The organism is Mitsuaria sp. RG, from assembly GCF_028369275.1.
Taxonomy (GTDB): domain Bacteria; phylum Pseudomonadota; class Gammaproteobacteria; order Pseudomonadales; family Pseudomonadaceae; genus Aquipseudomonas; species Aquipseudomonas peradeniyensis.
Genome location: NZ_JAQMYQ010000027.1, coordinates 55,922 through 81,729, shown reverse-complemented (window position 1 = coordinate 81,729; position 25,808 = coordinate 55,922). Strand labels below are relative to the sequence as shown.

Annotated in this window: 24 protein-coding genes, 1 tRNA gene and 1 pseudogene; 13 read left to right on the top strand and 13 right to left on the bottom strand. The window is 60.3% G+C overall.

Annotated elements, in window-relative coordinates:
- Positions 1 to 334 precede the first annotated feature (334 nt).
- Positions 335 to 1,006 (bottom strand): Bax inhibitor-1/YccA family protein, encoded by a 672-nt coding sequence (locus POF53_RS16305; protein ID WP_028692373.1) that lies wholly within the window; start codon positions 1,004 to 1,006, stop codon positions 335 to 337.
- Between the two features lie 147 nt (positions 1,007 to 1,153).
- On the opposite strand from POF53_RS16305, the gene POF53_RS16300 reads away from it, so the two are divergent.
- Positions 1,154 to 1,241 (top strand) — tRNA-Ser (locus POF53_RS16300).
- Positions 1,242 to 2,157: 916 nt separating this feature from the next.
- Positions 2,158 to 2,622 carry a hypothetical protein gene (locus POF53_RS16295; protein WP_498968530.1) on the top strand — a complete coding sequence of 155 codons (465 nt, stop codon included), beginning with the start codon at positions 2,158 to 2,160 and terminating at the stop codon, positions 2,620 to 2,622.
- On the opposite strand, the pseudogene POF53_RS16290 reads toward POF53_RS16295, so the two are convergent.
- Positions 2,600 to 3,473 (bottom strand): annotated as a pseudogene (locus POF53_RS16290) (IS5 family transposase). The gene POF53_RS16295 and the pseudogene POF53_RS16290 overlap by 23 nt on opposite strands.
- Positions 3,474 to 4,142: 669 nt before the next feature.
- On the opposite strand from POF53_RS16290, the gene POF53_RS16285 reads away from it, so the two are divergent.
- The 5 genes from POF53_RS16285 to POF53_RS16265 all read left to right on the top strand — a co-directional run bounded on the left by POF53_RS16285 (position 4,143) and on the right by POF53_RS16265 (position 9,769).
- On the top strand, positions 4,143 to 4,397 hold the full coding sequence (locus tag POF53_RS16285) for a hypothetical protein (RefSeq protein ID WP_498968528.1): 255 nt from the start codon (positions 4,143 to 4,145) through the stop codon (positions 4,395 to 4,397).
- Positions 4,398 to 4,758: 361 nt separating this feature from the next.
- Complete coding sequence (locus POF53_RS16280; protein WP_498968526.1) at positions 4,759 to 5,178, top strand: hypothetical protein; 420 nt, start codon at positions 4,759 to 4,761, stop codon at positions 5,176 to 5,178.
- Positions 5,179 to 5,317: 139 nt separating this feature from the next.
- The gene (locus POF53_RS16275; RefSeq protein WP_498968524.1) at positions 5,318 to 9,118 is read left to right on the top strand and encodes a YobI family P-loop NTPase; all 3,801 of its coding nucleotides are present in this window, start codon (positions 5,318 to 5,320) and stop codon (positions 9,116 to 9,118) included.
- Positions 9,119 to 9,268: 150 nt separating this feature from the next.
- Complete coding sequence (locus POF53_RS16270) at positions 9,269 to 9,511, top strand: hypothetical protein (RefSeq protein ID WP_498968522.1); 243 nt, start codon at positions 9,269 to 9,271, stop codon at positions 9,509 to 9,511.
- 54 nt (positions 9,512 to 9,565) lie between these two features.
- Positions 9,566 to 9,769, top strand: a complete 204-nt coding sequence (locus POF53_RS16265) for a hypothetical protein (RefSeq protein ID WP_498968520.1) — start codon at positions 9,566 to 9,568, stop codon at positions 9,767 to 9,769.
- A gap of 44 nt (positions 9,770 to 9,813) precedes the next feature.
- Here the strand turns inward: POF53_RS16265 and POF53_RS16260 are convergent, their stop codons facing one another.
- Positions 9,814 to 10,143, bottom strand: a complete 330-nt coding sequence (locus tag POF53_RS16260; protein WP_498968518.1) for a DHCW motif cupin fold protein — start codon at positions 10,141 to 10,143, stop codon at positions 9,814 to 9,816.
- A gap of 108 nt (positions 10,144 to 10,251) precedes the next feature.
- Positions 10,252 to 11,067, bottom strand: a complete 816-nt coding sequence (locus POF53_RS16255) for an alpha/beta fold hydrolase (RefSeq protein ID WP_498968516.1) — start codon at positions 11,065 to 11,067, stop codon at positions 10,252 to 10,254.
- Between the two features lie 65 nt (positions 11,068 to 11,132).
- Between POF53_RS16255 and POF53_RS16250 the strand changes: the two genes are divergently transcribed.
- Complete coding sequence (locus tag POF53_RS16250; RefSeq protein WP_475858880.1) at positions 11,133 to 11,435, top strand: ArsR/SmtB family transcription factor; 303 nt, start codon at positions 11,133 to 11,135, stop codon at positions 11,433 to 11,435.
- A 724-nt stretch (positions 11,436 to 12,159) separates the two neighbouring features.
- Here the strand turns inward: POF53_RS16250 and POF53_RS16245 are convergent.
- From POF53_RS16245 to POF53_RS16225, 5 genes are all read right to left on the bottom strand, one after another.
- Positions 12,160 to 13,203: a purine-nucleoside phosphorylase gene (locus tag POF53_RS16245; protein ID WP_498968514.1), complete on the bottom strand. Its 1,044-nt coding sequence runs from the start codon at positions 13,201 to 13,203 to the stop codon at positions 12,160 to 12,162.
- A 23-nt stretch (positions 13,204 to 13,226) separates the two neighbouring features.
- Positions 13,227 to 14,186: a nucleoside-specific channel-forming protein Tsx gene (locus POF53_RS16240; protein WP_498968512.1), complete on the bottom strand. Its 960-nt coding sequence runs from the start codon at positions 14,184 to 14,186 to the stop codon at positions 13,227 to 13,229.
- Between the two features lie 350 nt (positions 14,187 to 14,536).
- Positions 14,537 to 14,722, bottom strand: coding sequence for a hypothetical protein (locus POF53_RS16235; protein WP_102682584.1), 186 nt, complete (start codon positions 14,720 to 14,722; stop codon positions 14,537 to 14,539).
- 297 nt (positions 14,723 to 15,019) lie between these two features.
- Positions 15,020 to 16,048, bottom strand: coding sequence for an alpha/beta fold hydrolase (locus tag POF53_RS16230; RefSeq protein WP_498968509.1), 1,029 nt, complete (start codon positions 16,046 to 16,048; stop codon positions 15,020 to 15,022).
- 269 nt (positions 16,049 to 16,317) lie between these two features.
- Positions 16,318 to 17,259: a LysR substrate-binding domain-containing protein gene (locus POF53_RS16225; protein ID WP_498968507.1), complete on the bottom strand. Its 942-nt coding sequence runs from the start codon at positions 17,257 to 17,259 to the stop codon at positions 16,318 to 16,320.
- Positions 17,260 to 17,362: 103 nt separating this feature from the next.
- On the opposite strand from POF53_RS16225, the gene POF53_RS16220 reads away from it, so the two are divergent.
- The 3 genes from POF53_RS16220 to POF53_RS16210 all read left to right on the top strand — a co-directional run bounded on the left by POF53_RS16220 (position 17,363) and on the right by POF53_RS16210 (position 19,038).
- Positions 17,363 to 18,067 (top strand): SDR family oxidoreductase, encoded by a 705-nt coding sequence (locus POF53_RS16220; protein ID WP_475858876.1) that lies wholly within the window; start codon positions 17,363 to 17,365, stop codon positions 18,065 to 18,067.
- A 78-nt stretch (positions 18,068 to 18,145) separates the two neighbouring features.
- Entirely contained in the window at positions 18,146 to 18,637 is a 492-nt protein-coding gene (locus tag POF53_RS16215) for a GNAT family N-acetyltransferase (protein WP_203652262.1), read from the top strand.
- 47 nt (positions 18,638 to 18,684) lie between these two features.
- Positions 18,685 to 19,038, top strand: a complete 354-nt coding sequence (locus tag POF53_RS16210; protein ID WP_203652265.1) for an SH3 domain-containing protein — start codon at positions 18,685 to 18,687, stop codon at positions 19,036 to 19,038.
- A 2-nt stretch (positions 19,039 to 19,040) separates the two neighbouring features.
- On the opposite strand, the gene POF53_RS16205 is transcribed toward POF53_RS16210, so the two are convergent.
- Positions 19,041 to 19,601, bottom strand: a complete 561-nt coding sequence (locus POF53_RS16205; RefSeq protein ID WP_498968503.1) for a cysteine hydrolase family protein — start codon at positions 19,599 to 19,601, stop codon at positions 19,041 to 19,043.
- Positions 19,602 to 20,216: 615 nt separating this feature from the next.
- On the opposite strand from POF53_RS16205, the gene POF53_RS16200 reads away from it, so the two are divergent.
- On the top strand, positions 20,217 to 20,408 hold the full coding sequence (locus POF53_RS16200; RefSeq protein ID WP_028691846.1) for a hypothetical protein: 192 nt from the start codon (positions 20,217 to 20,219) through the stop codon (positions 20,406 to 20,408).
- A 121-nt stretch (positions 20,409 to 20,529) separates the two neighbouring features.
- Here POF53_RS16200 and POF53_RS16195 read toward each other — a convergent pair whose 3' ends face one another.
- Positions 20,530 to 21,447 carry a LysR family transcriptional regulator gene (locus tag POF53_RS16195; RefSeq protein WP_498968501.1) on the bottom strand — a complete coding sequence of 306 codons (918 nt, stop codon included), beginning with the start codon at positions 21,445 to 21,447 and terminating at the stop codon, positions 20,530 to 20,532.
- 100 nt (positions 21,448 to 21,547) lie between these two features.
- Between POF53_RS16195 and POF53_RS16190 the strand changes: the two genes are divergently transcribed.
- Complete coding sequence (locus tag POF53_RS16190) at positions 21,548 to 22,309, top strand: sulfite exporter TauE/SafE family protein (RefSeq protein ID WP_232855618.1); 762 nt, start codon at positions 21,548 to 21,550, stop codon at positions 22,307 to 22,309.
- A gap of 1 nt (position 22,310) precedes the next feature.
- Here the strand turns inward: POF53_RS16190 and POF53_RS16185 are convergent, their stop codons facing one another.
- Together POF53_RS16185 and POF53_RS16180 are read right to left on the bottom strand one after the other, a co-directional pair.
- Positions 22,311 to 23,714 carry a GGDEF domain-containing protein gene (locus POF53_RS16185; protein ID WP_498968499.1) on the bottom strand — a complete coding sequence of 468 codons (1,404 nt, stop codon included), beginning with the start codon at positions 23,712 to 23,714 and terminating at the stop codon, positions 22,311 to 22,313.
- Between the two features lie 130 nt (positions 23,715 to 23,844).
- Positions 23,845 to 25,674: an SLC13 family permease gene (locus POF53_RS16180; RefSeq protein ID WP_498968497.1), complete on the bottom strand. Its 1,830-nt coding sequence runs from the start codon at positions 25,672 to 25,674 to the stop codon at positions 23,845 to 23,847.
- Positions 25,675 to 25,808: the final 134 nt, after the last annotated feature.

The window sequence follows — 25,808 nt, the reverse complement described above, 5'->3', positions numbered from 1 at the left end:
TCTGATAGGCCATGGTTGTAAGCCTTGTGCGCGCGACTCGATTTTTCGGTAGGCATTGCCGCCGCCCCGCCTGTCTCAAGCCCTGCACCAAGGCTGGCAACCATGGCCTGACAGGTTCGGTACGTTGCAACAGATGTAGGAGCGGATTCATCCGCGATGCGCCGCGCGGGCGGCGCGCGATCTGATAGGCGCTGCAAGGGCTGTGGCGAGCACCTGGCGGCCCTAATGCGGTCGCGCCCCATCCGAGCCCCCCAAGACCGTAAAGCCTCTGTTCAGCGGGCACGAAAAAGCCCGCCGAAGCGGGCTTTTTGTGAGGCGCTGTCGACCGATTCGATCAGTCGTCGCGGCCCATGATGCCGAACAGCTGCAGCAGGCTGACGAACAGGTTGTAGATCGACACGTACAGGCTGATGGTGGCCATGATGTAGTTGCGCTCGCCGCCATGGATGATGGCGCTGGTCTGGAACAGGATGCAGACCGACGAGAACAGTACGAAGCCAGCGCTGATCGCCAGTTGCAGGCCGCTGATCTGGAAGAAGAAGCTGGCCACCACGGCACCCAGCAGGACGAAGAAGCCGGCGGTGATGAAGCCGCTGAGGAAGCTCATGTCCTTGCGGGTGATCAGCACGTAGGCCGACAGGCCGCCGAACACCAGGGCGGTCATGGCGAAGGCCGAGCTGACCACTTCGGCGCCACCGGCCATGCCCAGGTAGCGGTTGAGGATCGGGCCGAGGATGAAGCCCATGAAACCGGTGAGGGCGAAGGTGGACACCAGGCCCCAGGCCGAATCACGCAGCTTGTTGGTGAGGAAGAACAGGCCGTAGAAGCCGATCAGCACCACGAAGATGTTCGGGTAGCCGACACGCATCTGCTGGGCGACGAAGGCCATGATGCCGCTGAAGGCGAGGGTAAGGGCCAGCAGGCTGTACGTGTTGCGCAGGACCTTGCTGACCTCCTGCTGCTCGACCTGCTGGCCGTGTTGGACGGCGTAATCCTGTTCGCGCATGGCGCACTCCTTTGGGGTGAAACCGCGGTCCGGGACCGGCGGTAGTGGAACGTATGAGGCAGAGCATATCAGAGCTGTCGCAGGGCGCGACACAGAGAGTTTGACAGCTTGTTACATTACGGTATGATTGCCGCCGCAAAACAAGCTGGAAGCGTGGCCGAGTGGTTTAAGGCAACGGTCTTGAAAACCGTCGATGGGCAACTATCCTAGAGTTCGAATCTCTACGCTTCCGCCATATTTGAAGCCCTGACATTGTCAGGGCTTTTTGCGTTTTTGGGGTCGGGAATTGTCCGGGAGGGCGTTCTTGAAAGGCGGGTGAGGGGCTTTTGATCGCATGTGGGTGGGCAGGGGCCTGGCGATAGCCTTGCAGTGTTCTCGAGATCGAGCGCCGCCCGCGCGGCGCATCGCGGGACAAGCCCGCTCCCACATCTATTTCGGGCCAATCACTCCTGCGCCATTGCCTGGTCCGCCCTGTTTGCACGACGCTGTTTCCGCATGGTCGCTGCAGCCGTCTCACCTGACTTGAGGCATGCGCCAAGGCGTACAGCCGCGGCGGCACTGGCATAACTGGCCCGAAATAGATGTGGGAGCGGGCTTGTCCCGCGATGCGCCGCGCGGGCGGCGCTCGATCTCATAGGCGCTGCATCCCTCTCGGCGAACACCTCGAAAGGCTGACCCTTGGCTTGGCTAAGTCGCGCTGCCAGCCGGATGTGATTAGATGGATCCTCAATCAGGAGGATCGAAATGAGTAATTCAGCCAGGAACCCACTCACCTACGCAGCCATCCCATTGCTATCCACCGGAGCTGGCTTCGCAGCAGCTGGAGCCATGGCGCAGCCTGCTTTTGGGTATAGCGGTGCAGCGATGATGGTTAGCGGAGCTGTCCTGCTGATTATCGGTTTAAGGCGCAATCGTCGTAAGGCTTAAGCTGCTGGCTCTTTCGCCCTCTTTTTCAGAGAAGCCCGGGAAGATGCTGATAGGATCCAGGTCAACGATAAAGGAAGTATGCGTCTCTGCGACTGTTGTGTATTGAAGGTCATGTTCTTTGGTGCGTGCTGCCTTTATTTTATTGGTGGGATTCCAGGATTTCATGAGGTAATGCAAAGAATTTCTTTTATTTGTTATCTTGCAATTGTTTCTGGTGAGGGGCTATGTGGGTCTTAGGGTTTATAGTTAAAGCACTAATTTCATTTTTTGCTCATCCATTTGGCTGGTCGATAAATGGGAGGGATGTGCGTATTGGATATGAATTAGGGTTGGCATTTTTGATGTGCTTGTTGGCCTGTGTCGTTTTTATTTTGGGATTGACGGGGGTGCTTACTTTCTGTCCTGATAAGTATTCAGATTCAGTGGCGAGAGCAGGAGCCGTCATGACTATTTTGCTTGTCTTCGGGAAGCATCGTCTGGACTCCATTGCTGCCGAATTTTCTCACTGGAATAATTCGTCAGCTAGTCAGGAGCTTAACAAGATGATTCTTGAGCTTCGAGTTGTGGTAAAGAGGTGCAATGTATTTATCACATCTGTTTTGATTCTTAGTGCTCTGTTGTGGGGGTATGGTGATGTTGTTGTTCTTCGATATTTCGAGGGGTTTTCTAAGGCTGTCGGTTGCTACTGAACTGGGCACTGTACGAAAAGTAATGTCGTAAACACCGCCGCCAGCAAGCCAGCGTGACCATCGCAGTAAAGCTTTCCGCTAGCTTGCAATAGCGCGTACCCAGGCGGCGGTGCTCCTTCAACCAAATAGCCGTTCGATAGCGTTCCGCTGCCGATACTTGGGCTTGTCAAACAGGCGCGGTAAGCCCGGCTTCGGCTTGCGCTTCATGTCACGCAGCGGAATCACCGGCTGCATCCGATAGCGGTCGCAGTATTGCCGCAAGGATTCTGCGTCATAGCCTTTGTCGGCCAGGAGCCAGCGGCAGCGCTTGCGTGGCCTACCTCGATTCGACGTGATGTGGACACCGTCCAGCAGTCGCTGAGCATGGGAGATGTCGCTGGCGTTACCACCTGAGAGCGTGAAGTGGAGTGGGATGCCACGAGCGTCACTGACCATGTGAATTTTCGTCGTCAACCCACCCCGGCTTCGTCCAAGTGCGTGGTCCGTTGGTTCTTCAGCCCCCCTTTTTTGCCTGCTCCGGCAGAGGCACGGGTGGCCCTCACGGCGGTTGAGTCGATGCACCAGGTGGTCAAATCAATCTGGCCCTGTGCATTGAGTTTGAGGTGTAACCGCTTGAGCATCTTGTTGAAGGTTCCTTGGTTTCGCCAGGCTCGAAATCGTTGATAGACCGTCGACCAAGGCCCGAATCGTTCAGGCATGTCTCGCCAGGTTGCACCGGAGCACAGCACCCACAACACGCCGTTGAGCATCAAGCGATCGTCAACTCTTGGGCGTCCTGTACGTCGATGTGCGGTAAAGAGATCCGCGACTATTTCCCATTCTGCGTCAGAAAGTTCGTATCGCTTGGGCATGGCAGAATCCTTCGCCTAAAAAGCGAGAACTCTACGGAAAATCAGGCTTCCAGAGGCGCCGGTGAGGTTTCAAAGGTTTTCATACAGAACCTAGGCGGGCAATGGAGCATCTATCACACATAGGGTATGGCAGAGTCTCACCCAGCACTCGTGAAAAATGGGTGAAGAGCATCGTTGGATGAGCAGAGATTTGGCGTCAATTTTGCGCCAGTAATGATCGATAACACGCCGCCTGCTGGGACTTTGAAGGGGTCTATACGTGGAAGTGTTTCAGAGTATTACAAGCGGGCAGGGCTGAAAGCCCCGGTTTTGAAGGCCTGTGCATCCATACAGGAAAAAAATGGATCCAACAAACAGTTTGCGCACAAGTTATCCACAATGGGACGCCTTGCATTGTCAAAAATACCCCATTATCTTGTATCTCATCCCACCAGGAATCCCATATATTGTGTTTTTGGCGGGTGCGCTGCGGATTCAGAAAGGCAGCGGGTATGCGTGCAAAGTTTGGTCGCCGAGCACGCATATCCGCCTTCCCTGACCCAATGCGGACATTGGTGGGGCGCGCATTAGAGAAAAAACCGACTCTGGCTGTCAACCACCCAGTCCGGTTTTCCGCTCAAGGGTTGCTCCTGCCTACTCGATAGTACGTAGACACAGGAGCACCTAATCGTGCCGAAAAATACGAAGCAAACCTCGTCCACTGTAGCCACCCTGGCTTCCGAAGTCCTTCGCAGCGACAGCGCTTCTGCAATCCAGAAAGAGCTGGCGGGCTCGGCTATGTCGCAGGCATCCACTGGTAAGCAAACCAGTGCTGAAATGGAGGCCAAGGCCAGTCGGGTTCTTGATAGCGACAAATACAACGCCACGACTAAAGCGCTTGCAGGCTCGGTGCTTTCTCAGTCAAACAAAGAGCGAGGCAACTGATATGGCCCAGTATTTCGTAAACCGGAACAAGCAGGCCAACGGTGACCATGAGGTGCACACCAGTACGTGCATCTTCCTACCTGCTCCTCACAACCGCCTTGACCTCGGTTACCACACGACCTGTTTAACGGCTGTTCGCCAGGCGCGTAACACCTACCCGCAATCGAATGGCTGCCGGACGTGTTCCAACGTCTGCCATACCCAGTAGGTGATCTAAGCATCAGGGGGGGGCAGGGCGCGACACTCGCGCTTTGTCCCGCCTTTCAGCCCTTTCACGCAGGTATACAGATCCAGATTTTGAGCAGTTCCGCGTAGAATTTGAGGCAGCTTAACGTTATCCAATCAACTCAATGGTTTACCGTTGAACACCGAAAAAATTCACAGGGAAGACCTGGATGCTGGTGACTCGCATTACATGAGCGGCAATCACATCAACGTTTCGCATGAGGTGCTCCTGTGGAGGATCGCCCTAGATCACCTTGGGCCGAAAGGACTTCATCAGGTTGTCGTCGAATTGTGGTGCGGAGCTGGCATGCCTCCGAGAAAGACGGTTGAGCACATCAAAGCCGAGGTCTTAGACGAAGAGTTGCTGAATATCCTGAAAATTGCCCAGATCACTGCTGGAGGACTGGTTCCCTCTCGTCAGCCTTCGAGCGACGGGATAACCATCTACTCTAGGCATACGCAGCACTTGGTGGATGGATTGCTCGAGCGGCTGCCGGTCGAGAAGCTTCCACGAGCCCTCTGGGTTGCTCGCTTACAGAATCAAATAGGGCTATGACCAGACCCCATGAGTTTGCGCTCAGCCTTTGGATGTAGCATATAGCTATCACTTGAACTCACTCCGGCAGTGTTGGCGTGATCTGCTTCTATAGCCATTTCTATGTCTCCGGTACATGGATGGGCCGACGGGATTTTCGATGCTCAACGGACTCAAAAACCGCATCACCAACCACTGCATTGCTATCGCGGTAGCGTGGGACGTGGGCCTTAAAATCTTTCACTCTCTGATAAAGCCCTATGTGCCTTCGGGTACCTTCGAGCCGCTTACCCCCGTGTTACTCGAGAAAGAGCTGTTCCAGGATTACGAGCGGGAGCTGCTGGCTGCGTTGAACAGCGATGAGGTTCTAAACATCGCGTTGACTGGTGGGTACGGCGCAGGCAAGTCGAGTGTCATCAAAACATTCTTTGAACGACATCCTGAGTTCAAGACGGCATATGTCTCGTTGGCCACGTTCAGCAAGGATGCACCTTCACCCCTGCCGGTGTCCGGGGCTGAACAGACTTCAGACCCTAGGCCAGAGAATGGGCAAACCGTCGACCCTGCAAAGGAATCAGCATCGTCTGGCGACCTGATCCCCAGGATCGAAGAGACTATTGTTCAGCAATTGCTTTATACCGTACCTGCTGCTCGGCTGCCGAAGACACGCCTCAAGCGGATCGTTCAGGCGCGTAAGCGTACGATTTACTATCGTACCGTAGCGATGATTGCCCTTGTTCTGGGCGGCCTTCGTCTCTACGTACCGACAATCGATAAACTGCCGAAAATCGATCCCGATTGGCTCGTTCCCGGCCTGATGCTAATACCAGGCTGGCTCGCGGTCGGCGCAGTTGGTTATGTGATTTGGTACCTGCTGCATGGCAGTATGAAGCTACTGTCAATGCTCAGCATCGATGGTCTAACCATCAAGGGCGGCAAGCTTGAAGCAACAAATCATGCTTCCGTTCTGCATAAAAATGTTGACGAGATTATTTACTGCTTCCAGCATAGCGATATCCGCGTCGTGGTCATTGAGGATCTAGATCGCTTCGGCACCCAGGAAGTTTTTTTCCGACTTCGTGAAATCAATTTCACGATTCGACACTCTCCGGAGATCAAACGCCCGGTTCATTTCATTTATGCCATTCGAGATGAGCTTTTCACGGTAACTGACAAGACGAAGTTTTTCGACCTCATCATCCCGGTTATTCCAGTTGTTAACTCCGAGAACTCGCGAGAAAAGCTCAGCGAGTACATGGGGATGCGTGAAGTAAATGGCAGTCAGTTGGGCGGAACGCTCGATCCTGTTCTGGTGGAGACAGTCTGCTACTACATTGATGAGATGCGTTTGATTAAGAATATTGTCAATGAGTACGATATTTTTGCGAATTTGCTATCCCGTGGTGGTATCGAGCTAGATCAGAACAAGCTATTCGCTATGGTCGCTATGCGAAATCTACATCCTGAAGAGTTTGCTGAGCTTAACAAGAGGCGGGGGCGGGTCTATTCAGTCCTAACGGGGTTGTCAAAGTGGATGGAGAGCGGGAGCCAAGAGCTCTTGGGAAGTCGGGATAAGCTTTGGGAGGAGAGGAAAGATCGTATTGCTGCTGGGGTAGAGCAATTGATTGATGTCAGGCTGCGCGTTTGGTATGAAGCACTAAAAGCGGGCGGCCTTGAGGGCGCAAACTACATCCAAACTGAAAGTGGAGCTCGGTTTAGCCTTACTGCATTCTTGCAGGATGATACCTTCGATCAGCTTACTAAGGCTGGGCAGTGGCAAAGCCTTATAGTCTCGCAGCACGGGCGTGTATCGTCTGGTCATGCTTTTAAGCCTGTCGACGTTTTGACTAGAGCTTCATATGAAAAAAGAGTGGCCCGAATTCATACTCCCCTAAAACATGTCGAAGAAGCTATTAGGGATGTTGATAGAGAGATTGTCAAGACAAAAACTATTTCATTCAGAGATGCAGCGCGGGGTGGTTACGGTTCGACTATTACTGAGCAGCTACCTGGGCTAGATGTAATCGTATATTTGTTGCGTAATGGGTATCTTGATACTGACTACACGGACTACCTTGGCTTCTTTTATGAGGGCTCACTCACCCGCAACGACCAGAACCAACTCTTGGCTCTTCGGCGTCGGGCTCTGCTTGATGTCGACGTGTCTTTATCTAATCCTGCTAAATTAGTCGATAAGTTGGATCATGACTCCCTGGATGGCGGCTGCGGCATCATAGCAAGCTTGATTACAGAGCTGTCCATGACTGCTAGAATTTCTGATGCATCCGATATTCGAAAGCAGAAGCTCGAGATTGTACTCAGGAGCGGCCTACAGCATTTAAGCAGGATGGCCGATGCCACTCTGATAGTCATGGAGACTGAAACTTGCTCCAAATTCATTCAAGCAGTTCATACCCTTCAGCCAGAGCTTTTCATCCGGTTGTTCGAGGTTGAGCAGTTTCAAGTTATTCAATCTCGCCAAAATCTAGTAAGCGCTCTATTGGACGGCCTTGTGCCGAAACAGTTGATGGAATCGGATGGGCGATCTCAGCTGCTTGAAATTATTCAGGATCTTCCTGTGGTAGATTCCCTGATTCCAAAACTTAGTAACAAGTTTTCGGGTTGGGCATGGTTGCGTCGTGAGCCTGTGAGATTTAAGGCTCTTGAGGAGGGTGTCGGCCAGGATACATTGCGGCGGCTCGTGGAGTGGGACTGTTTAGAGTTCTCCTTGCCGATGATTAAACTGCTGTGCGATACCCTGGATGGTACGCAGGCAGGTGTGTCGTATGCTCGACTCAGGTCTCTGGATCTTGTGGGATTGAACATCGCAATCGAGTGTGATCCACACGCTTTTATTGGAGAGCTTCTCAATCAAGAGGGCGTTATCCAAGAGGATGAAGAATCATTGAGGTATCTGCTTTTCCTGATTCGAGAGGAGTCAACCCTGCAGCAGGAGTATTTTGGTAGAACAGTATGCAAGCTGGGTAACTTGGAAGGCTTCTCGGATAATATTTGGGAGTGCGCACTCCGATATGACCGAGTAGTTTCCGTTGCCTCGGCTGCTTTGCAGTATTACGACCATATGATCGTGCGGCCTACTGAGAAACCAAGCGAGTCCCCTGATGTCGATGAGAGACAAGTGATTAATCAGATTTTCGCTGATTTCTTGATAAGGAACGCAGTCGAGGCTCAGAAGCTCTGGGATGACACACGAGATGACCTTGATTGTTTACAAGCCCAAATCATCGTATCTGAGCTGATTGATGAAAGTACCCTTGAGCGGATTTTTGCTCGATCTTCGATAATGGCCGAAGCCATAGTCGACGCAGTAATGACACCTGAGCGATGGCGGTACTTGGCAACCGCTGACTTCGTACCTTTCGATGTCGAGATCAATGAGGCCTTTGGCAATCAGGGGCTTGATTTGGAGCTAGCATATCTCCGTAAGCGTTGGCCGGAGGCTAGAGGTTCAGTGGATCTGATGAGGCAGGATCCTTATATAGTCGGCGCCTTGGCGAAAATTCCTGAAGTCCCGATCAAGGACATCTGCGAGATGTGGGCCGGCGTGGTGCAGCGTGAGCTTGAGGGAGATGAGGCTGTACGCGATACGCTCGGAGCAGTCTGCGCCCGCGCAAACAGGGAAGGAGTGACCCTGCCAAGAAACTGCTTGAAAGTAATTGCCACCATGGCCAAGGATGTTTCACGCCCTCTTGAAGAGCGCATGGAGATGCTTGTCCAGGCAGTGGAGTTGAATGCTGACTGGCCGACGCTTGCCTCGATTCTGAACCCGCTGGGTGAAGTCTACGAGCTTCTATCTGGCAAGAAATCGCTTGTGCGGCTCCCGCCAACCGCTCTTGATTCACGTCTCGCCCATAGTCTTTCACGGCGCGGATTCGTTGGATTGCCGAAGGAAAGCGAGAAACATATCGAGATACGTAGTAGGCCTTCGTTCATGGTGTGAGGTGGCGCGGGATGCTGACCAAAGCCCCTCTTCGGCAGGCATTCGCATCCCTGCTTGCTTTCCCTCAAAGCCAAATCGCGGCAGTGATATAGAAGGGGGTTACAGCAGAAGTGTTTCCAGGTACTTTCCCGTTTTTCAGGAGAACCCCACGTGATTGTTCATGGCGTTGAGTACCACTTCTGCACGGCCTCAAGTGTCACCCTAGGCCACGATGGCCTGGGGCTTGAGTGTACCCGCGGCGACCAGATCATTTTCGAGATCTTTCGTAACGACGAGACACTCAGATTCGAGGTGACGCTGTTCGAGCATGACGTTCCTTTGGAACTGCTCGAGTACGCAGTGCCCATTGCCCGGGAACTACTTGGGGATTTCGACCCTTTCGTCCCAAGCTAATCCCGGCGTTACCGGATGGGTTCAGGGTTACCTCATCGAACAAGGAGAGTGGTAATGCGGTTGCAGGAAAGGCATGCAGCGTTCAAGGAATGGTTCATACCGAAGCGCAAGCGTCGAGTTGGCGCGGTGATGGTTGTTATCTGGGTGATCGGAATGGTGACCAACCCATCCGTACACTGGTCCTGGTCGTACATCGGGGGGCTGGGGATGTTCTATTTCATCAGCGCTTGGCCGCCAGAGCTCCACGACAAGCGCTGAGGAGCTGGCGGGTAGCATAGAGTCTGAGTCCAGATCGTTCAGGCTCAGTCCACAATAAAGAGCTTGGCTCCAGTAGCCGTCGATGACCGGTGCGCCTCCGCATTGTCCCCCACCTGATAGCTCATGCCCGGTTGCAGGGTGAAAGTCCGACCATCCTCCAGCTCGGTGTCCAGCCGACCTTCCAGGCATAACAGAATATGACCCTTCCGGCACCAATGATCGGCCACATATCCCGGGGTGTACTCAACCCATCGAACCCGAACGTCCCCAAACAGACAGGTACGCCAATACGCCGTACCGTTCTCGCCTGGATAAGCGACAGGATCGATTTTTGACCAGTCCGTGGTACCAAACGGGATTGCTGTCAGTTCCATGACAACCTCTTGGAAACAGTGAGGCCTGAACCGTACCGATGAAATCGCTCTGCCAATAGACACAGACCGCTGGGAATTTGGACATACAGACAGTCCAGCGAACCTGCCTCAGGGGCCAAGCTGCTTCAAAACCGCCGCCACAATCGCTTCCGGCCTGTCTTCCTGCATCAGGTGGCCTGAGTTCTCTACCCGGACGCAGGGCTGTCGGGAGATAAGCCCAGCAAGACGCTCCCCTTGGGAATAGGGAATCCAGGCGTCCTCCGAGCCCCAAAGCACCGATACGGGGCAATCCAGCTTCCCGTAGAGCGGTTCGATTTCGTCGGTGTAGCGCTGATCCATTTGTGCGATTTGCCTGTAGAAGGCCGCCTGGCCAATCGGCCCCAGCCATGGAGCGCTGTACGCTTGCAGGGCTTCGTCACTGAGGGGATTGGCCGCAGCGGTTTGCAGATAGGCTGCCAGCAGCGCTCGGTGCATGTAGTCGGGCATACCGGCAAAGGCGGCCTCATGTTGACGGACATGCTGAACGAAAGGAGAGCCCCAAGGTGCCAGGGCTACGGCATCGAAAATGGTGAGGGACGCATAGCGCAGACCGTTCAGGTAGTAAGCGCGCAGTGCTGTCGCGCCTCCAAAGTCATGGGCCAGGACGTCAGGGCGCTCGATGCCCCATTCCTCGAAAAGCGCAGCCATGACGTTGTTCTGAATCGCCAATGAAACGTCCTGGCCTTCTCTCATTTCAGACAGGCCATAGCCAACCAGGTCGAAGTAATACACGGTTCTGCGGTCAGTGAGATGAGGTATGACGCGCCGCCATACCTGTGAAGAGAAGGGGGTGCCATGGATGGCGACCAGCGGCGCGCCTGTCCCCATTTTTCCCCATCTGACGGTGTTGCCTTCGATGCTCGATGCGTAGGGTAGATCCAGCATGGCTCACCTCACATTGTCATTTAGCTAAATGACTATATGATGCAGGCATGGACAGATCAATACAGATGAAAGCGATGAGCAGTGAGGTTCGCATGGCGATCCTTCGCCTGCTCGCAGCGCCTCGTGACCACTTCGCTGAACAATGGTCGGCAGACCCCGTCGAGTTCGGCGTCTGCATGACCCTTATCGCAAGTGCGCTGGGTATCGCCCAGCCGACAGCGAGCCGGCACCTTGAAATTCTCAGGCAGGCGAGGTTCATCTCGGTTTCAAAGCAGCAAAAATGGTCGTACTGCAAGCGTAATGATGCTGAGATTCTCGAGTACCTGGAGTGGCTCAGGCTTGAGTTGGCGCCGGGTGGATGTGTCTAGCAATTTTGGTTTGCTGGTGCCGCCCAGCACCGCAGGCGATCCGCTTCACCGCAGAACAAACAAGGAGAGTGAGTGCCAATGGGCAAAAGGTTGGAAAAGGTCCGAGAGTGGCTCACGCCACGCAGGCGCATCTGGGCAGGCGTAGGTCTGTTAGCCGCGTTTTTTTTGATTCCGGCAGTCAGTTCAGGAACGACGGTGGATTGGCTGATAGGGCCAGCAGCCGTTTTCCTCATAGGCGGCCTCATGCCCGAGGCGAGCAGGAGACAATGAGGCGCTGACGGGCAGTGCAGCGAGTCGAAGGAGGGCAGCAGGCATTTTTCGCCGCTGCCCTGTCTGTCGTTACTTACCGCGAGGCTTGCCAGCATCACTGCGCTTATCACGGACTTGGCCGTCCTTGTTGCGAGAGCATGGTTGTTCACCACCGCCAGGTGTGGAGCTTTATGGCCCTTTCCGAATCAAGGAAGCGATAGCGGCAGATGCAAAAGAGGGAAGGGTTGGGCGACCACCATTTGGGCTTGAGGACCAGCCCTTACAAGGTGTTGAGAATGGGCGTTCGACTTGGACTTGCCGGGGTCGCTTTGCGACCTTTTCGCGGCACAAGGCCGCTCCTACAAGTGACCGCGCCATCCTGTAGGAGCGGCCTTGTGTCGCGAAAGGGCTGCAAAGCAGCCCCGGCAATCTTGAATTGAAGTGGCCATCTCCTAGCCGGCCTGGGGGGTGATGCTCAAACCTCCGGAACCCCTTCCTCCCAAACCGCCCAATTCTTCAGAATCTCCTGCACCAGCGGATTGGCAGTCCGATAGAGATTCTCCAGCGCCGGAACAAAACCGCCCTGGTCGGCATACTTGAGCAGGTTCCCCACCTCGCTGACCCCCGGTTCAGGCCGATCAAAGTCAGACCCCGCCCGCACCACCGCCACCCGCTGCACATCCACCAACCCTTCACGACTGGCCCGCAGCAGCGCTTCATAGGTGGAGTTATCTTCCTGCTGGGTCGTGCAGTACTCCCCCTTGTCATCCGTCAGTAACCGAGTCCAGACCTCGGCCCGCTCACTCAGGCGCGTCCCGGAAAACCAGGTGTTGCCCGCCACGGTGTCGCACCGGGTCACCACCGGCGGCTGGTTGGCCGGCGCCATCGGGTACTTGAGCCGCCAGGCCGCCGATTCCTTGCTCTCGCTCAGGCTCACCCCGCGTGACAGGGCGTAGGCCTTGGCCTGCAGCTTCGGATTGAGCTCGAAGACCTCGGTCTTGTAGTCCAGCGGCGGCTTCTCGTTCGGGCCCTTGGTGTTGATCCCCAGGTAGCCGGTCGGCCAGTCCTTGGGCGCATCCCGTGAGTCCAGCTCCCACTGGGTGCCGAACTCCACCAGGTAATGGGCCCAGGCGGTGGTGCCGAGGGTCCCGTGCTTCGGGTTGATCCCGGCAATCCCCGCGACCAGGAAGTAGCTCTTGCGCAGGTCGAACTTCGGCGACAGCGCCAGTGCCAGGGTCGAGGCCGCGGCGTTGGTCTGGCCCATGCCGGTCACCAGCAGGCAGACATCCTGGCTGTTGCAACGTATCACCGGATATTCCGCCGACAGGCCCGGCACACGCACCTCCTGCTTCAGTTCCAGGCGCTCGATCCAGTGCTGGGCCTCGGGGGCGAACATGGTGATCAGCATCACCTTGGGCCTGATCGGCGGCGCAGCCGTCTCGCCGGCCTGGGCCGTCGAGGTGAGCAGGATGCCGCAGGCCAGGCCCGCGGCGAGGGAAAGACGGTGCATCGGGTGCATGCAAGCCTCCATGGCGCAAGCGATCAGAACTGGTAGCCGACCCCGGCGTAATACCCCCAGCCATTGGACCTACCGCGGAAATCCCCATCGCCGAAATTCAGCTGGCTGCCATCCTGCCAGTTGCCGCCATTGTGGAAGTGGCGGCCCACCAGGGTGAAGCGCAGGTGGGTGAAGGCGTACAGCAACACGTTGGTGGATACCGTGGCATTGGCCGTGCGGTTGGGGTTGTCCTTGTGCAGGTCCGAGCCGAAATCGAAGTTGGTGAAGCCGATATAGGTCAGCGAGGCGCCGTTGTCGAACTTGCCGAGGGGTACGATGTACTTGAGCTGGGCCCGGTAGCCGTCCCACGAGTACTCGTTGCTGGCGCCATAGTTTTCCCACTGGTAGCGGCCGTAGAAGTTGGCCGACAGATTGACCCGCGAATGGGTGTCGATGTCGGTGCCCAGGCCGCTGTACAGAGTGTTGGCGCGGTTGGCGCTGTTGCTGCCGTGGTCGTAGATCCAGTCGAAGGCTACGTACCACTCCTTGAACGGGCCAACGGCCAGGCTGCGTCCGGCCAGGTAGTCGATGGAGATCCGCGGCTCGTGTTCCATGAACAGCGGCGAGCCGTGGTCCCACGCGCCCTTGTCATGGCTGTTGCCGATGTCGAGGATCTTCGGGATGTCGATGTAGCCGTACAGTTCGAACGGCCCCTTGCGGCCGAAGTACTCGTATTCGAGGTAGATATCGTCGACAGGGCGGGGACCGAAACTGATGTCCTTGGTGCCGATCAGGGTGAAGTTCTGGTTGTACCAGTCCGACAGGTAGGGCCCCGATTTGGCCGGTGCGGCGGCCGGGCTCAGGGCCTCGCCCTGGGCTGACTCGCTGGGGGGATTTTCCTGGGCCTGGGTGGTGACGCTGAGTAGTCCCGTAACAGCGCCCAGTAGCAAGGAGACAGCCAGGGGGGAGCGAGCCGCTGGGCGCAGGGATGCAGGTTGACGCATTGAAAGTCCTTGTTCATGCGGTGGTAGCCCCGAAAGGCTGAGGTGAGCGAAAGCTTCGGCGATTGTTCGCTTAATTGTTTTGAGCAAACGTTTGCATACTCTGTACCAACCTGCCAGAGGTGCTTGAAATAAAAGCCGAACTCGGGGTTTTAGCTGACCTTTCGGTTAGAAAGTTGCACTGGAGCTGGGCGTGGGATGGGGGCGGGCACGAGCATGGGGCGGTAATGCTGCGGGTGGCGACGAAAAATGAGGGAGTGGGTCTTATATTGAGCGTGGGCGGTGTACGCGATGGGCTTGCGGCGCCTCACCAGGGCGAGCCGCAAATCCATCACCATCTTGCTGGCATCACTTCACTGCAGTGTTTCGGGCTTCCTTCCCTGGGAGGCCTCCTTCAATCCCTGCTCCATCCGCCCAATTACCTGCGCCAGTATCGCTGCTCTTTCCAGCTCTCCCGACGCTTTCATCCGTGCATGATCCCGGCGCAGGTTCAGCAGGCATTTCTGCAGTCCAAGCGCCGAGCTGTCGTAGTTGTCCATGTCGTTCTCACTGGCCGTGGGCATCCGTGCCGTTGTAGGAAAGGCTCGACGGTATCAGGTCAATTCCCCAGCCAATACTGATTATTCATACACCGGATCACAAACCCGTAGAAACGTCCTACAGCAACAAAAGAGGCGTCTTACAGGATGGCCGGGGTGAATGTTTCGGCATGCGTCCGCTCATTCTGCGGCAGGCCCCGGAGTATAAGGCCTGCCACGGAACAGACGGGTTGCAGAGGCAATCCGCGTCTCCCGGCACCCGACATGCGCTGCCGAAACGATATGTTGCAATTGCCCTTACAGATGGTCCGCATCCACCACGGCCTTGACGAATGCCTCGGGCGCTTCCTGCGGCAGGTTGTGGCCGATGCCACCGCTCACCAGGCGGTAGGCGTACTTGCCGGTGAAGCGCTTGGCGTAGGCCTCGGCCGGTGGATGCGGCGCGCCGTTGGCATCGCCTTCGAGGGCGATGGTGGGTACGCCGATGGCGGGGAAGGTGGCCAGCTTCGCCTCCAGCGGGTCGTAGCGGGTCTCGCCCTGGGCCAGGCCGAGCCGCCAGCGGTAGTTGTGCACGGTGATGGCGACCTGGTCGGGGTTGTCCAGGGCCTTGGCGCTGCGCTCGAAGGTGGCGTCGTCGAACTTCCACTGCGGCGAGGCGGTCTGCCAGATCAGCCGGGCGAAGGCGTGGCGGTTGCTGTCGTAGCCGGCGCGGCCGCGCTCGGTGGCGAAGTAGTACTGGTACCACCACTGCAGTTCGGCGCTGGGCGGCAGCGGGGCCTTGGCGGCTTCCTGGCTGCTGATCAGGTAGCCGCTGACCGACACCAGCGCCTTGACCCGCTCGGGCCACAGGGCCGAGACGATATCGGCGGTGCGCGCGCCCCAGTCGAAGCCGCCGAGCACGGCGCGCTTGATCCCCAGGGCGTCCATGAAGGCGATGACGTCGCTGGCCAGGGCGGCGGGTTGGGCATTGCGCGGGGTGTTCGCGCAGAGGAAGCGGGTGTCGCCGTAGCCGCGGGCGTAGGGCACCAGCACCCGGTAACCCTGGGCGGCCAGTTGCGGCGCCACCTGCTCGTAGCTGTGGATGTCGTACGGCCAGCCGTGCAGGAGGATCACCACCGGGCCGTCGGCAGGGCCTTGTTCCACGTAGGCGACGTCCAGCACGCCGGCCTGGACATGCTTGAGCGGGCCGAAGGGGGTGGACTGGCGGGCTGCGGCAGGCGAGCGGGTTTCCTCGGCCTGACCGGGGGTGGTGGTCAGCAGGGCCAGAGGCAGCAGGGCGCAGGCGAGCAGGGCTGAGCGGTTGAGGCGGTTGGTGCTGGCGAACATGGTGCATCTCCTTGGCGGGCCATCGGTGTGGGCGGGATGGCGTGTAGTTAAGGAGGTGGCTGTGTCCGGGGTGTGTCGGGTGCTGGTGGGGTGGGCGTTCGTGTGTATCGGGAGGCGGTTGGTACACAGAATGCTACACAAGGGCAGGGCTTCGTGAGCAGTTTCAGCTATCTGCGTGGGAGCGGGCTTGCCCCGCGATGCAATGGATGGCACCGGCCATGCCGGTGATCGCGGGGCAAGCCCGCTCCCACGCAGACCTCGCTAGCCCGCTAAATCGGAGCGTTGTGATTTGGGCGTTCTTGGGTTTCATCGTTCGCTTGCGCCTGCAGCCAGCGCACCACCTGCTCGGCGGCCGAGCCTGCCAGCGGAGCATGGCCGGCCAGCAGGTGGAAGCCGGCGTTGCTGTGCAGTTCATGGTCTTCAAGGGCGAGTACCAGCGTGCCGGCCTTCAGGGCATTTTCCACCAGCAGGCGGGGCACCAGGGCGATGCCCATGCCTTGCTCGGCGGCCTCGATGGCGAGGATGGTCTGGGAGAACACCGGGCCGTTGAAGCGCGTGCCGGGCAGCGCGTAGTGATCGAACCAGCGCTTCCAGTTGTTGTGGCTGTCGGAGATCAGCGGCTGCTGCGCCAGATCCGCGGCTTGCCGCCAAGAGTGCTCGCCGCGCAACGCCGGCGCGCACACCGGCACCGCCACGCCGGGCAGCAGGGGCAGGGCGTAGGCTTCGGCGAAGGGCGGGGCTCCCCAACGCACGGCAAGGTCCACGGCGCCCTTGCCGCTCAACGGGCGGGTACTGTCGGAGGCATCGATCATCAGCGCCACCGGCGGGTGGGCCTGGGCCAGCAGGCCCAGGCGCGGGATCAACCAGCGGCTGGCGAAGGCGGGGGTGGTGCTGAGCAGGATCTGCCGGGGATCGCGCTGGCTGTCGCGTTCCAGCAGTTCGCCGGTGGCGTCCTCGATGATGTCCAGGGCCAGGCGCACGCGGGTCAGGTAGTCGGCGCCGTCCCGGTTGGGCCGCAGGCCTCGGGGCAGGCGCTCGAACAGCGGGCGGCCGAGCTTGTCCTCGAGGGTGCGTACCTGCTGGGCGACGGCGCCGGGGGTGACGTGCAGTTCGTCGGCGGCGGCGCGGAAGCTGCCCAGGCGGGCGGCGGCCTCGAAGGCCACCAGGTGGTTGACGATGGCGGGGGCATTGCGTCGCTTGGGCGCGCTCATCCAGTAGATTTCCTGCAGGCTGCTGCCAGTATTTGTGATTGGTGCGATAAGCCGGATTCTGGCTTCATGGGCCTACTTGATCAACTCCCAGAAGGAGCAACACATGTCTTCCCAGAAAGTTGCAATCATCACCGCAGGCGGCAGTGGCATGGGTGCCGAGGCCGCGCGGCGGCTGGCCGCCGATGGCTTCAGGGTGGCGATCCTGTCGTCGTCCGGCAAGGGCGAGGCGCTGGCGGCCGAGTTGGGCGGGATCGGCGTGACCGGCTCCAACCAGTCGGTAGAAGACCTGCAGCGTCTGGTCGACACAGTGATGCAGCAATGGGGGCGGGTCGATGTGCTGGTCAACAGCGCAGGCCACGGCCCGCGCGCGCCGGTTCTCGAGCTGAGCGACGACGACTGGCACCGTGGCATGGAGGTGTACTTCCTCAACGTGGTGCGCCCGACCCGCCTGGTGACGCCGATCATGCAGCGCCAGGGCGGCGGCGCCATCATCAACATTTCGACTTTCGCCGCCTTCGAGCCGGATCCGACGTTCCCGACCTCCGGGGTGTTCCGCGCCGGGCTCGCGGCCTTCACCAAGCTGTTCGCCGACCGTTACGCGGCCGAGAACATCCGTATGAACAACGTGCTGCCGGGCTTTATCGACAGCCTGCCGGAGAAAGCGGAATTCCGTAGCCGGATTCCCATGGAGCGGTACGGCAAGGCCGAGGAGATCGCGGCCACCGTCGCCTTCCTGGCCTCCGAGGGCGCGGGCTACATCACTGGGCAGAACCTGCGGGTCGATGGGGGTATCACCCGTTCGGTCTAACTGGCATGGCGGGCATACAGCTGGGCGACGACTTCCGTTAGCATGTCGCCCCTGTTTCCCGCTATCCGGATCCGCCCCATGAGCACCCCGATGTTCCGCCAGGCCACGGCAACCGACGTGGACCGTTGCTACCAGATCGAAACCAGCGCCTACGAAGGCGACGAGGCCGCCACCCGGGAGAAGATCGCCACGCGCATCGCCCAGTACCCGGAGGGCTTCCTGGTGCTGGAAGCCGATGGCCAGGTGATCGGCTTCATCAACAGCGGCTGCGCCGACCAGGTGGTGATGTCGGACGAAGCCTTCAAGGAGCTGGTCGGGCATGATCCGCTGGCGCCCAACGTGGTGATCATGTCGGTGGTGCTCGACCCTGCGTACCAGGGCCTGGGCCATGCCGGCCGGCTGATGGCGCGTTTCGTCGAACAGATGCGCGAGCGCGGCAAGGCGACTATTCACCTGATGTGCAAGGAACGGCATGTCGGGCTGTACGAGAAGATGGGCTACGCCTATGTGCGCCCGTCGGCCTCCGACCATGGCGGCATGGCCTGGCACGAAATGATCATGGTGCTCTGAAGGACCTTCGACTAGCATCGACGCTTTTCGCAGCCAGGGAGAGGCCTGTGAACTACGTCGTGATTGCCGCACACCGCAGTGAGTATCCTGCGCCCATCACCTTCGCCCGAGGCACGCTGCTGGACATCGGCCAGCGTTACGAGGGTGATGAGCACTGGGAGGACTGGTACCTGTGCAGTTGCCAGGGCCAGGAGCCAGGCTGGGTGCCCGGCCAGCTCATCGAGCGGCTTGGCGTCGGCCGGGGCAGGGCGGTGGAGGCCTATTCGGCCCATGAGCTGGATGTTGACCCCGGCCAGTCGCTGGAGGGCCTGCGCCCCCTGAACGGCTGGCTCTGGTGCCGTCGTGCAGGCAATGGGGAGCTGGGCTGGGTACCGCTGGCGAAGCTGCGCCAGCTGGACTGAGATCAGACCGCAGCCAGCAAGGCCGCGCTGTCGAGAATCCGCGCATAGTCCATGGCCAGGTTGCCCAGGGCCAGGGCATGGACGTCTTCCGCCGGCCACAGTCGGCCCTGCAGGTCGTGCTGGTCGAAGGTGTAGCAGGCATCGGCCACCACCAGCGTATCGAGCCCCAGGTTGCCCGCCGAGCGTGCGGTCGATTCCACCGAGTTGTTGGTGATCACGCCGACGATGACCAGCTGGCTGATGCCGCGCTGGTGCAGCCAGCGTTCAAGGCCACTGTTGCAGAAGGCGTCGGGCACGTGTTTTTCGAACACGGTCTCGCTGGCCCGCGGGGTGAAGGCGGGCTGGAACTCGCAACCGGGTTGGCCCGGCCAGAACACCGAGTCCGGATCGCGGGAGATGTGCCGCACATGTATCACCGGGCGCGTGCTTGCACGCCAGGCGGCGAGCAGTTCGCTGATGCGCTGTTCGGCTTCGGGGTTGTTGCGACGGCCCAGGCGAGGGTGGTTGATGCCGTTCTGCATGTCGATGATCAGCAGGGCGGCGTTGCTGGCGAGCGCGGTCATCTCTGGGAGTTCTCCTTGTCTGGGCTTCGGACCGTAGCACAGGTGTGCTCGGCTTGCGGATGGCCATCGCGGGGCAAGCCCGCTCCCACGAGCGTACGACGCTAGGCTAACGCGATCGGCGTGGGAGCGGGCTTGCCCCGCGATGGGAGGAATCACCATCTGATCCGCTTTTTTTCCACGAACCTGAATCTGTAACCGTATCAGCCGCTGCCGGAAAATACACCCAGGCCCAGCCTTCCAACCCGGTGTGCGCTGGGCAGGCTGCCCCGCTGCACTGCCGCAGCGGCCAGCCCCGCCGTTACGTCATCACACTGTAGAGGTTCCGATGGGCAAGCTCGCGCTGTTTCTGGGTGGTTTTCTGCTGCTGACTATCATGATTGGCCTGCTGGGCACCATTCCGCCAAGCTGAGCCGCAACTTTTTCCTGTCCCGGCCCGCCTGGCACAATGGCGGGCCAGACCCTTCCCCAAGTTTTTCCCGCCTCCTGGCCGCAGTCGTCTAGACAAGCGGTAGCTGCAAGTCGTTCTCAAGTACAAGTCGCTCGTGTAATCTCGCGCCCCCAATCCCAGGGCCCGGGCACACGGGCCGTTTACTTGCCTTGGAGACAATACACACTATGGAATGCAAGAAAGGCACTGCAGCGATGCTGGAGTGGCGCGGTCGTTTTCTCGGTGAGGGCATCCTCCACGAAGCGGACTACGATCAGGCACTGCGCCGTGCCGAAGAGTTGGAGCGTTCCGGTGTGATCAGCGCAAGCGAATGGATCGAGTTGGTCAAGTTGGCCAATGCGGCCTTGCTGCGCTTGTAAAAATTCCTTCAAGGCTTGCAGAAACTGTCCACAAAATTCGTGGGTAGGTCTGTGGATAAAGCGCTACAGGCCATGGTTCTCAGGGCCTCTGTTAGATTGAGCAGAAATTGAGCAGCCCAGTTCAGGGCTGTTCCCCTCCCCGCGGACCGGCCTCGCGCAGGGTTTGCAGCAGCTCGCGGACCTTCGCCGGCAGGTCGCCGGCCGGGTACACGGCGTGCATCTGCGGGTCCTGCCCGGTGCTGGATGTCAGGTGGTAGTCGGGGCAGACCCGCACCAGGCGCCCGGCACGCACCTGCGGCTCCCCCAGCCAATCCGCCAGGCGGGCGATACCGGCCCCTGCCAGGGTACTCTGCAGCACCGCCACCCCCGAGCCCAGGCGCAGCCGTGGTCGCGGGCGCAGGCTGACGATGTGTCCGTCCTTGCTGAAATGCCAGGCCTTCAGGATGCGCGGCGCGGTGTGCAGGATCAGCGTATGCCGCTCCAGGTCTTCCAGCACCTGCGGTGTGCCGGCCAATGCCAGGTACTGAGGGCTGGCGTAGAGATGGCGGCGGTAACGCCATAGTGGATAGCCGATCAGTTCGCTGGACTGCGGGAAGGCCCCGCGGATCACGAAATCCAGCTTGCCTTGCAACGGGTCGAAGGCCTGGTCGCCGTACTGTACGTCGAGGGTGACGTGGGGGTGGCGGCGGGAAAATTCGGCCAGCACCGCCGGCAGCACCTGCTGGGCCAGCACCTCGGGCGCGGCCAGGCGGATCCAGCCCTGGGCGTCGCCGGTCAGCGCTGCCAGTTCGTCGGCGGCATCCCGTTGCACATCCAGCAAGCGCTCGGCATGGGGCAGCAGCCGCTCGCCGGCCTCGGTGAGCGATACTGAACTGGCGCTGCGGTTGAACAGTTTGGCGCCGCTGCTATCCTCCAGGGCCTGCACGGCCCGGGTCACCGCGCTGGGCGAACGACCCAGGGCGCGGGCAGCGCTGACGAAGCTGCGCTTGTGCGCGACGCTGACGAACGCCTGTATTTCTCGCAGCATGTCCAGTGCCATCGCGGGGTTCCTTGTTGCAGTTTTCGCAATATGGCATTTCAACACACGCGCGCCGCTTTGATTAGTCTGGCAGCCTGTTTTATGCCGCCCGGACCCCGAGATGATGGATATCGCCCTGCTTTCACTGTTCGCCTTCGCCGCTGGTCTGATCGACGCCGCCGTGGGAGGCGGCGGGTTGATCCAGATCCCGGCGCTGTTCAACGTGCTGCCCAACGCCCAGCCGGCGGCGTTGCTGGGCAGCAACAAGCTGGCCTCGGTGTGCGGCACCAGCTTTGCGGCGCGTTCGTTCATCCGCAAGGTCAAGCTGGACTGGGGGCTGATCGTGCCGGCGGCGCTGAGCGCCTTCGTCATGTCGTTCTGCGGCGCGGCCACCGTGTCGCTGGTACCGGCAAGCGTGATGCGGCCGATGGTGCTGGTGTTGATCGTGCTGATGGCCATCTACACCTTCTGCAAGAAGGACTTCGGCACCTTGCACAAACCCATGGCGATCGGCCGCAAGGAACAGTGCCTGGCGGTGTTGATCGGCGGCGCCATCGGCTTCTATGACGGATTGTTCGGCCCAGGCACTGGCAGCTTCCTGATCTTCCTGTTCATCCGCTTCTTCGCCCTGGACTTCCTGCATGCCTCGGCTTCGGCGAAGCTGGTCAACATCGCCACCAACCTGGCGGCGTTGGTGTTCTTCATTCCGTCGGGCAATGTGCTGTGGGCCATTGCGCTGCCGATGGCGCTGTTCAACATCCTCGGCGCGCTGACCGGCACCTGGCTGGCGGTGCGCAAGGGCGCGGGGTTCGTGCGCGGGCTGTTCCTGGTGCTGCTGTGCGTGCTGATCGCCAAGCTGAGCTGGGACCTGCTGGCCGGCTGAGTCACACCACCTGGCGCTGTCCCTCGGCCTGTTCGACCCGGTTGCGACCCTGGGCCTTGGCCCGGTAGAGCGCCTGGTCGGCGCTGGCCAGCAGTTCGTCGAGGCTGGGCGCCGGGGTGTCGGCGGTGCAACCGCTTACTCCGATGCTCACGGTGATCCGCAGCGCCTGCCCGGGCTGCGCTATGTGCTGGTCCTGTACCGCCCGACGCAGGCGCTCGGCGGTGAACCTGGCCAGTTCCGGTGCCAGCCCCGGCACGACGATGACGAATTCCTCGCCGCCCAGGCGGGCGAACAGCTCGCCGTCGTGCAACTGGTCCTGCAGGGTCATGGCGAACTGGCGCAGCACCTGGTCGCCGACCGCGTGGCCATGCTGGTCGTTGATGGTCTTGAAGTGATCGATGTCGAGCATCATCAAGGTCAGCGGCGCTTGCCGACGGTTGTCGAGCAGGGCGTGGGCGCGGCGGATGAAGGCGCTGCGGGACAGGGTGCCAGTGAGATGGTCGATGGTCGCCTGATGCGCCAGGCGCGCCATCAGGCTGCGGTTGGCGCTGCTGACACAGGCCAGCACCAGCGGGCCGAGCACCAGCATGGCGATGCCCAGGCGCGCCGACATCAGGGTGGTGACCCCCGATTCGCTCTGCGGGATGCTGAAGTGCATGAGGTTCTGCGCCACGGCGACGATCAGCGTGCTGCCGGCGGTGAGCGCCAGCAGCGCCACCAGGAATGGCGAGTAGCTGAGCGCGCACCACAGCAGCGCGGCGATCGGGAAGGCGATGGCCCCGGGGCCGCCGAAGACGATGCTGACCGCCAGCGAGGCGAGCAGCACCAGCAGCGGCGCCAGGCGGATCGGCTGGCTGGCGCTGCCGTGGCCGCTCAGGGCGCGTGGCGAGGGGGCGGTGAGCAGCACGGGCAGGACCAGCACGCTGGTGGAGAACTGCTCGCTGAACCAGGCAAGCCAGGTGGCGCGCAGCGATTGTTCGAACCAGGGCGTGGCCATCACGCAGGCCAGGCTGGCGGCGACCACGGCGCCGACCGCGCAGGTGCCGAACAGGTACAGGGTGCCGTGGGGCGTGCGCAGGCGTCGGTGCACGCGTGGCAGGCGGGCCATCAGGTACCAGATGCTGACGATGGCGCCGAGGTTGCACAGGTTGAACCACAAGGCTGGCTTCCAGGCGCTGCCGCAGGCCAGGTCGGCGCCCACCATGGCCAGGTAGATCAGGGCGAAGCCGGAGGGGGTGGCCTGGCGCGGATTGCGCAGCAGCACCCCGGCGAGCACCGCGTTCACCGGCCAGAACAGCGACAGCGATTCGATGGGGCGGGCGAGGATGCCGGCCAGGGTCAAGGCGAGGGTCAGGCCGAACAGGCTCAGCAGGGGCAGCAGGCGCGACGGGGCTGGTGACACCATGGGTTCGACCGGCAAGCGAAGACGAAATCCAGGAAAACGGCCGTAGGCACCTGGGACGATAGTCTGAGAGTGTCTTTCAAGTCGCCAATTGATGTCAATTCGCCGCAAATCGCCTGGATCGTGCCGCCGACTACAAGCCGAACACCCACGGCACCATCAGCACGGTGACCAGCATCACCAGCAGGGTGAAGGGCACCCCGACCTTGACGAAGTCGGCGAAGCGGTACTGGCCGGGGCCCAGCACCAGGGTGTTGACCGGCGACGACACCGGCGTCATGAACGCCGCCGACGCCGCCAGGGCCACGGTCATGGCGAACGGGTAGGGCGACATGCCCAGCTGCTGCGCGGTGCTGACCGCCACCGGGGCCATCAGCACCGCCGTCGCGGTGTTGGAGATGAACAGGCCGATCAGCGCGGTAAGGGCGAACAGGCAGGCGAGGATCACGCTCGGCCCGGCGCCGCCGAGGGTACTGACCAAGGCGCCGACGGCCAGGTCGATGCCGCCGGTCTTCTGCAGGGCCAGGGCGAAGGGCAGCATGCCGACGATCAGCACCAGGCTTTGCCAGTGGATGGCGCGGTAGGCGCTGTTCATGTCGATGCACCGGCCGGCGCCCATCAGCAGGCAGCCGATCAAGGCGGCGATGACATTGGGTACCAGGCCGCTGACCATCAACCCGACCATCACCGCCAGGCTGATCAGCGCGTAGGGCGCGCGGGCGCGAGCCGGGGCGACCTGGTCGATTTCCGCCGGCAAGCTCAGCACCAGGAAGTCGCGGGGCTTGCCCTGCAGTTGGCGTACCGCTTTCCACGGACCGACCACCAGCAGGGTGTCGCCCAGGCGCAGCTTTTCTTCCACCAGCGGTCCTTCGATCGCCTGCTGGTCGCGGCGCAGGCCGACCACATTGAGGTCATAGCGGGTGCGGAAGGTCAGCTCGAGGAGGGTCTTGCCGATCAGTTGCGAGCCCGGAGGCAGCGAAATCTCGGCCATGCCCACTTCCTGGGACTGGTCGATGAAATAGGCCGCCTTGAAGTGCAGGGGCTCGAGCAGCATCGACTGGCACAGGCTGCGCAGGTCGTCGCGGTTGGCGAACAGGTCCAGCAGCAGCACGTCGTCCTGTTGCAGCAGGGTACCGGAGTCGGCGGGAATCACCCGGGTGGTGAACTTGTGCTGGCGCTCGATGCCGATCACGTTGGCGCCGTGGCGGGTGCGCAGCTCCAGCTCGCCGAGGGTGTGGCCGATCAGCGGCGAATGGGGGCGGATGCGCAGGCGCCGCTCGCGGCCGCTGAGCTTGTAGTCCAGCACCAGGTCGAGCAGGGTGCGGCGGCTCTCGACGCGACCGTCCTTGCGCACCTCGCCGTTGAGCCAGTGGCGGGTCAGCAGCATGTAGCCGATGCCAAGCACCAGCACCACCAGGCCGAAGGGGGTGAAGCTGAAAAAGCCGAAGCCGCTTTCGCCGTGGCGCACCAGCTCGCTGTGCACCACCACGTTCGGCGGGGTCGCCACCAGGCTGAGCATGCCGCTGATCAGGCCGGCAAAGCTCAGCGGCATCATCAGCCGGCTGGGCGAGAGCTGCAGGCGCGCGGCGATGCTCAGCACCACCGGGATGAAGATCGCCACCACGCCGGTGGAGCTCATCACCGAGCCCAGGCCGGCCACCGCCACCATCAACAGCACCAGCAGGCGCGCCTCGCTGTTGCCGGCGCGCTCGCTCATCCACTCACCGATGCGATAGGCAATGCCGGTGCGCACCAGCCCTTCGCCGATCACGAACAGCGCGGCGATCAGCACCACGTTTGGGTCGCTGAAACCGGCCAGGGCCTGCTCGACGGTGAGAATGCCGGACAGCGGCAGCGCGAGGATCACCAGCAGGGCGACCACGTCCATGCGCGGGCGGTTGATGATGAACAGGACGACGACGACGGCCAGCAGGCCTAGGACCCAGAGCAGCTCATGGTTCATGGGGAGGGGATGTTCCTTCACACAGGGGCACGAAAGGCGATGGCCCTAGTGTGGCAGCTTGACGCGAATGCGTCGTTGACGTGCTGCAGTGTTTTGCCGGGGATTGCCCAACCCTGTGGGAGCGGGTTTACCCG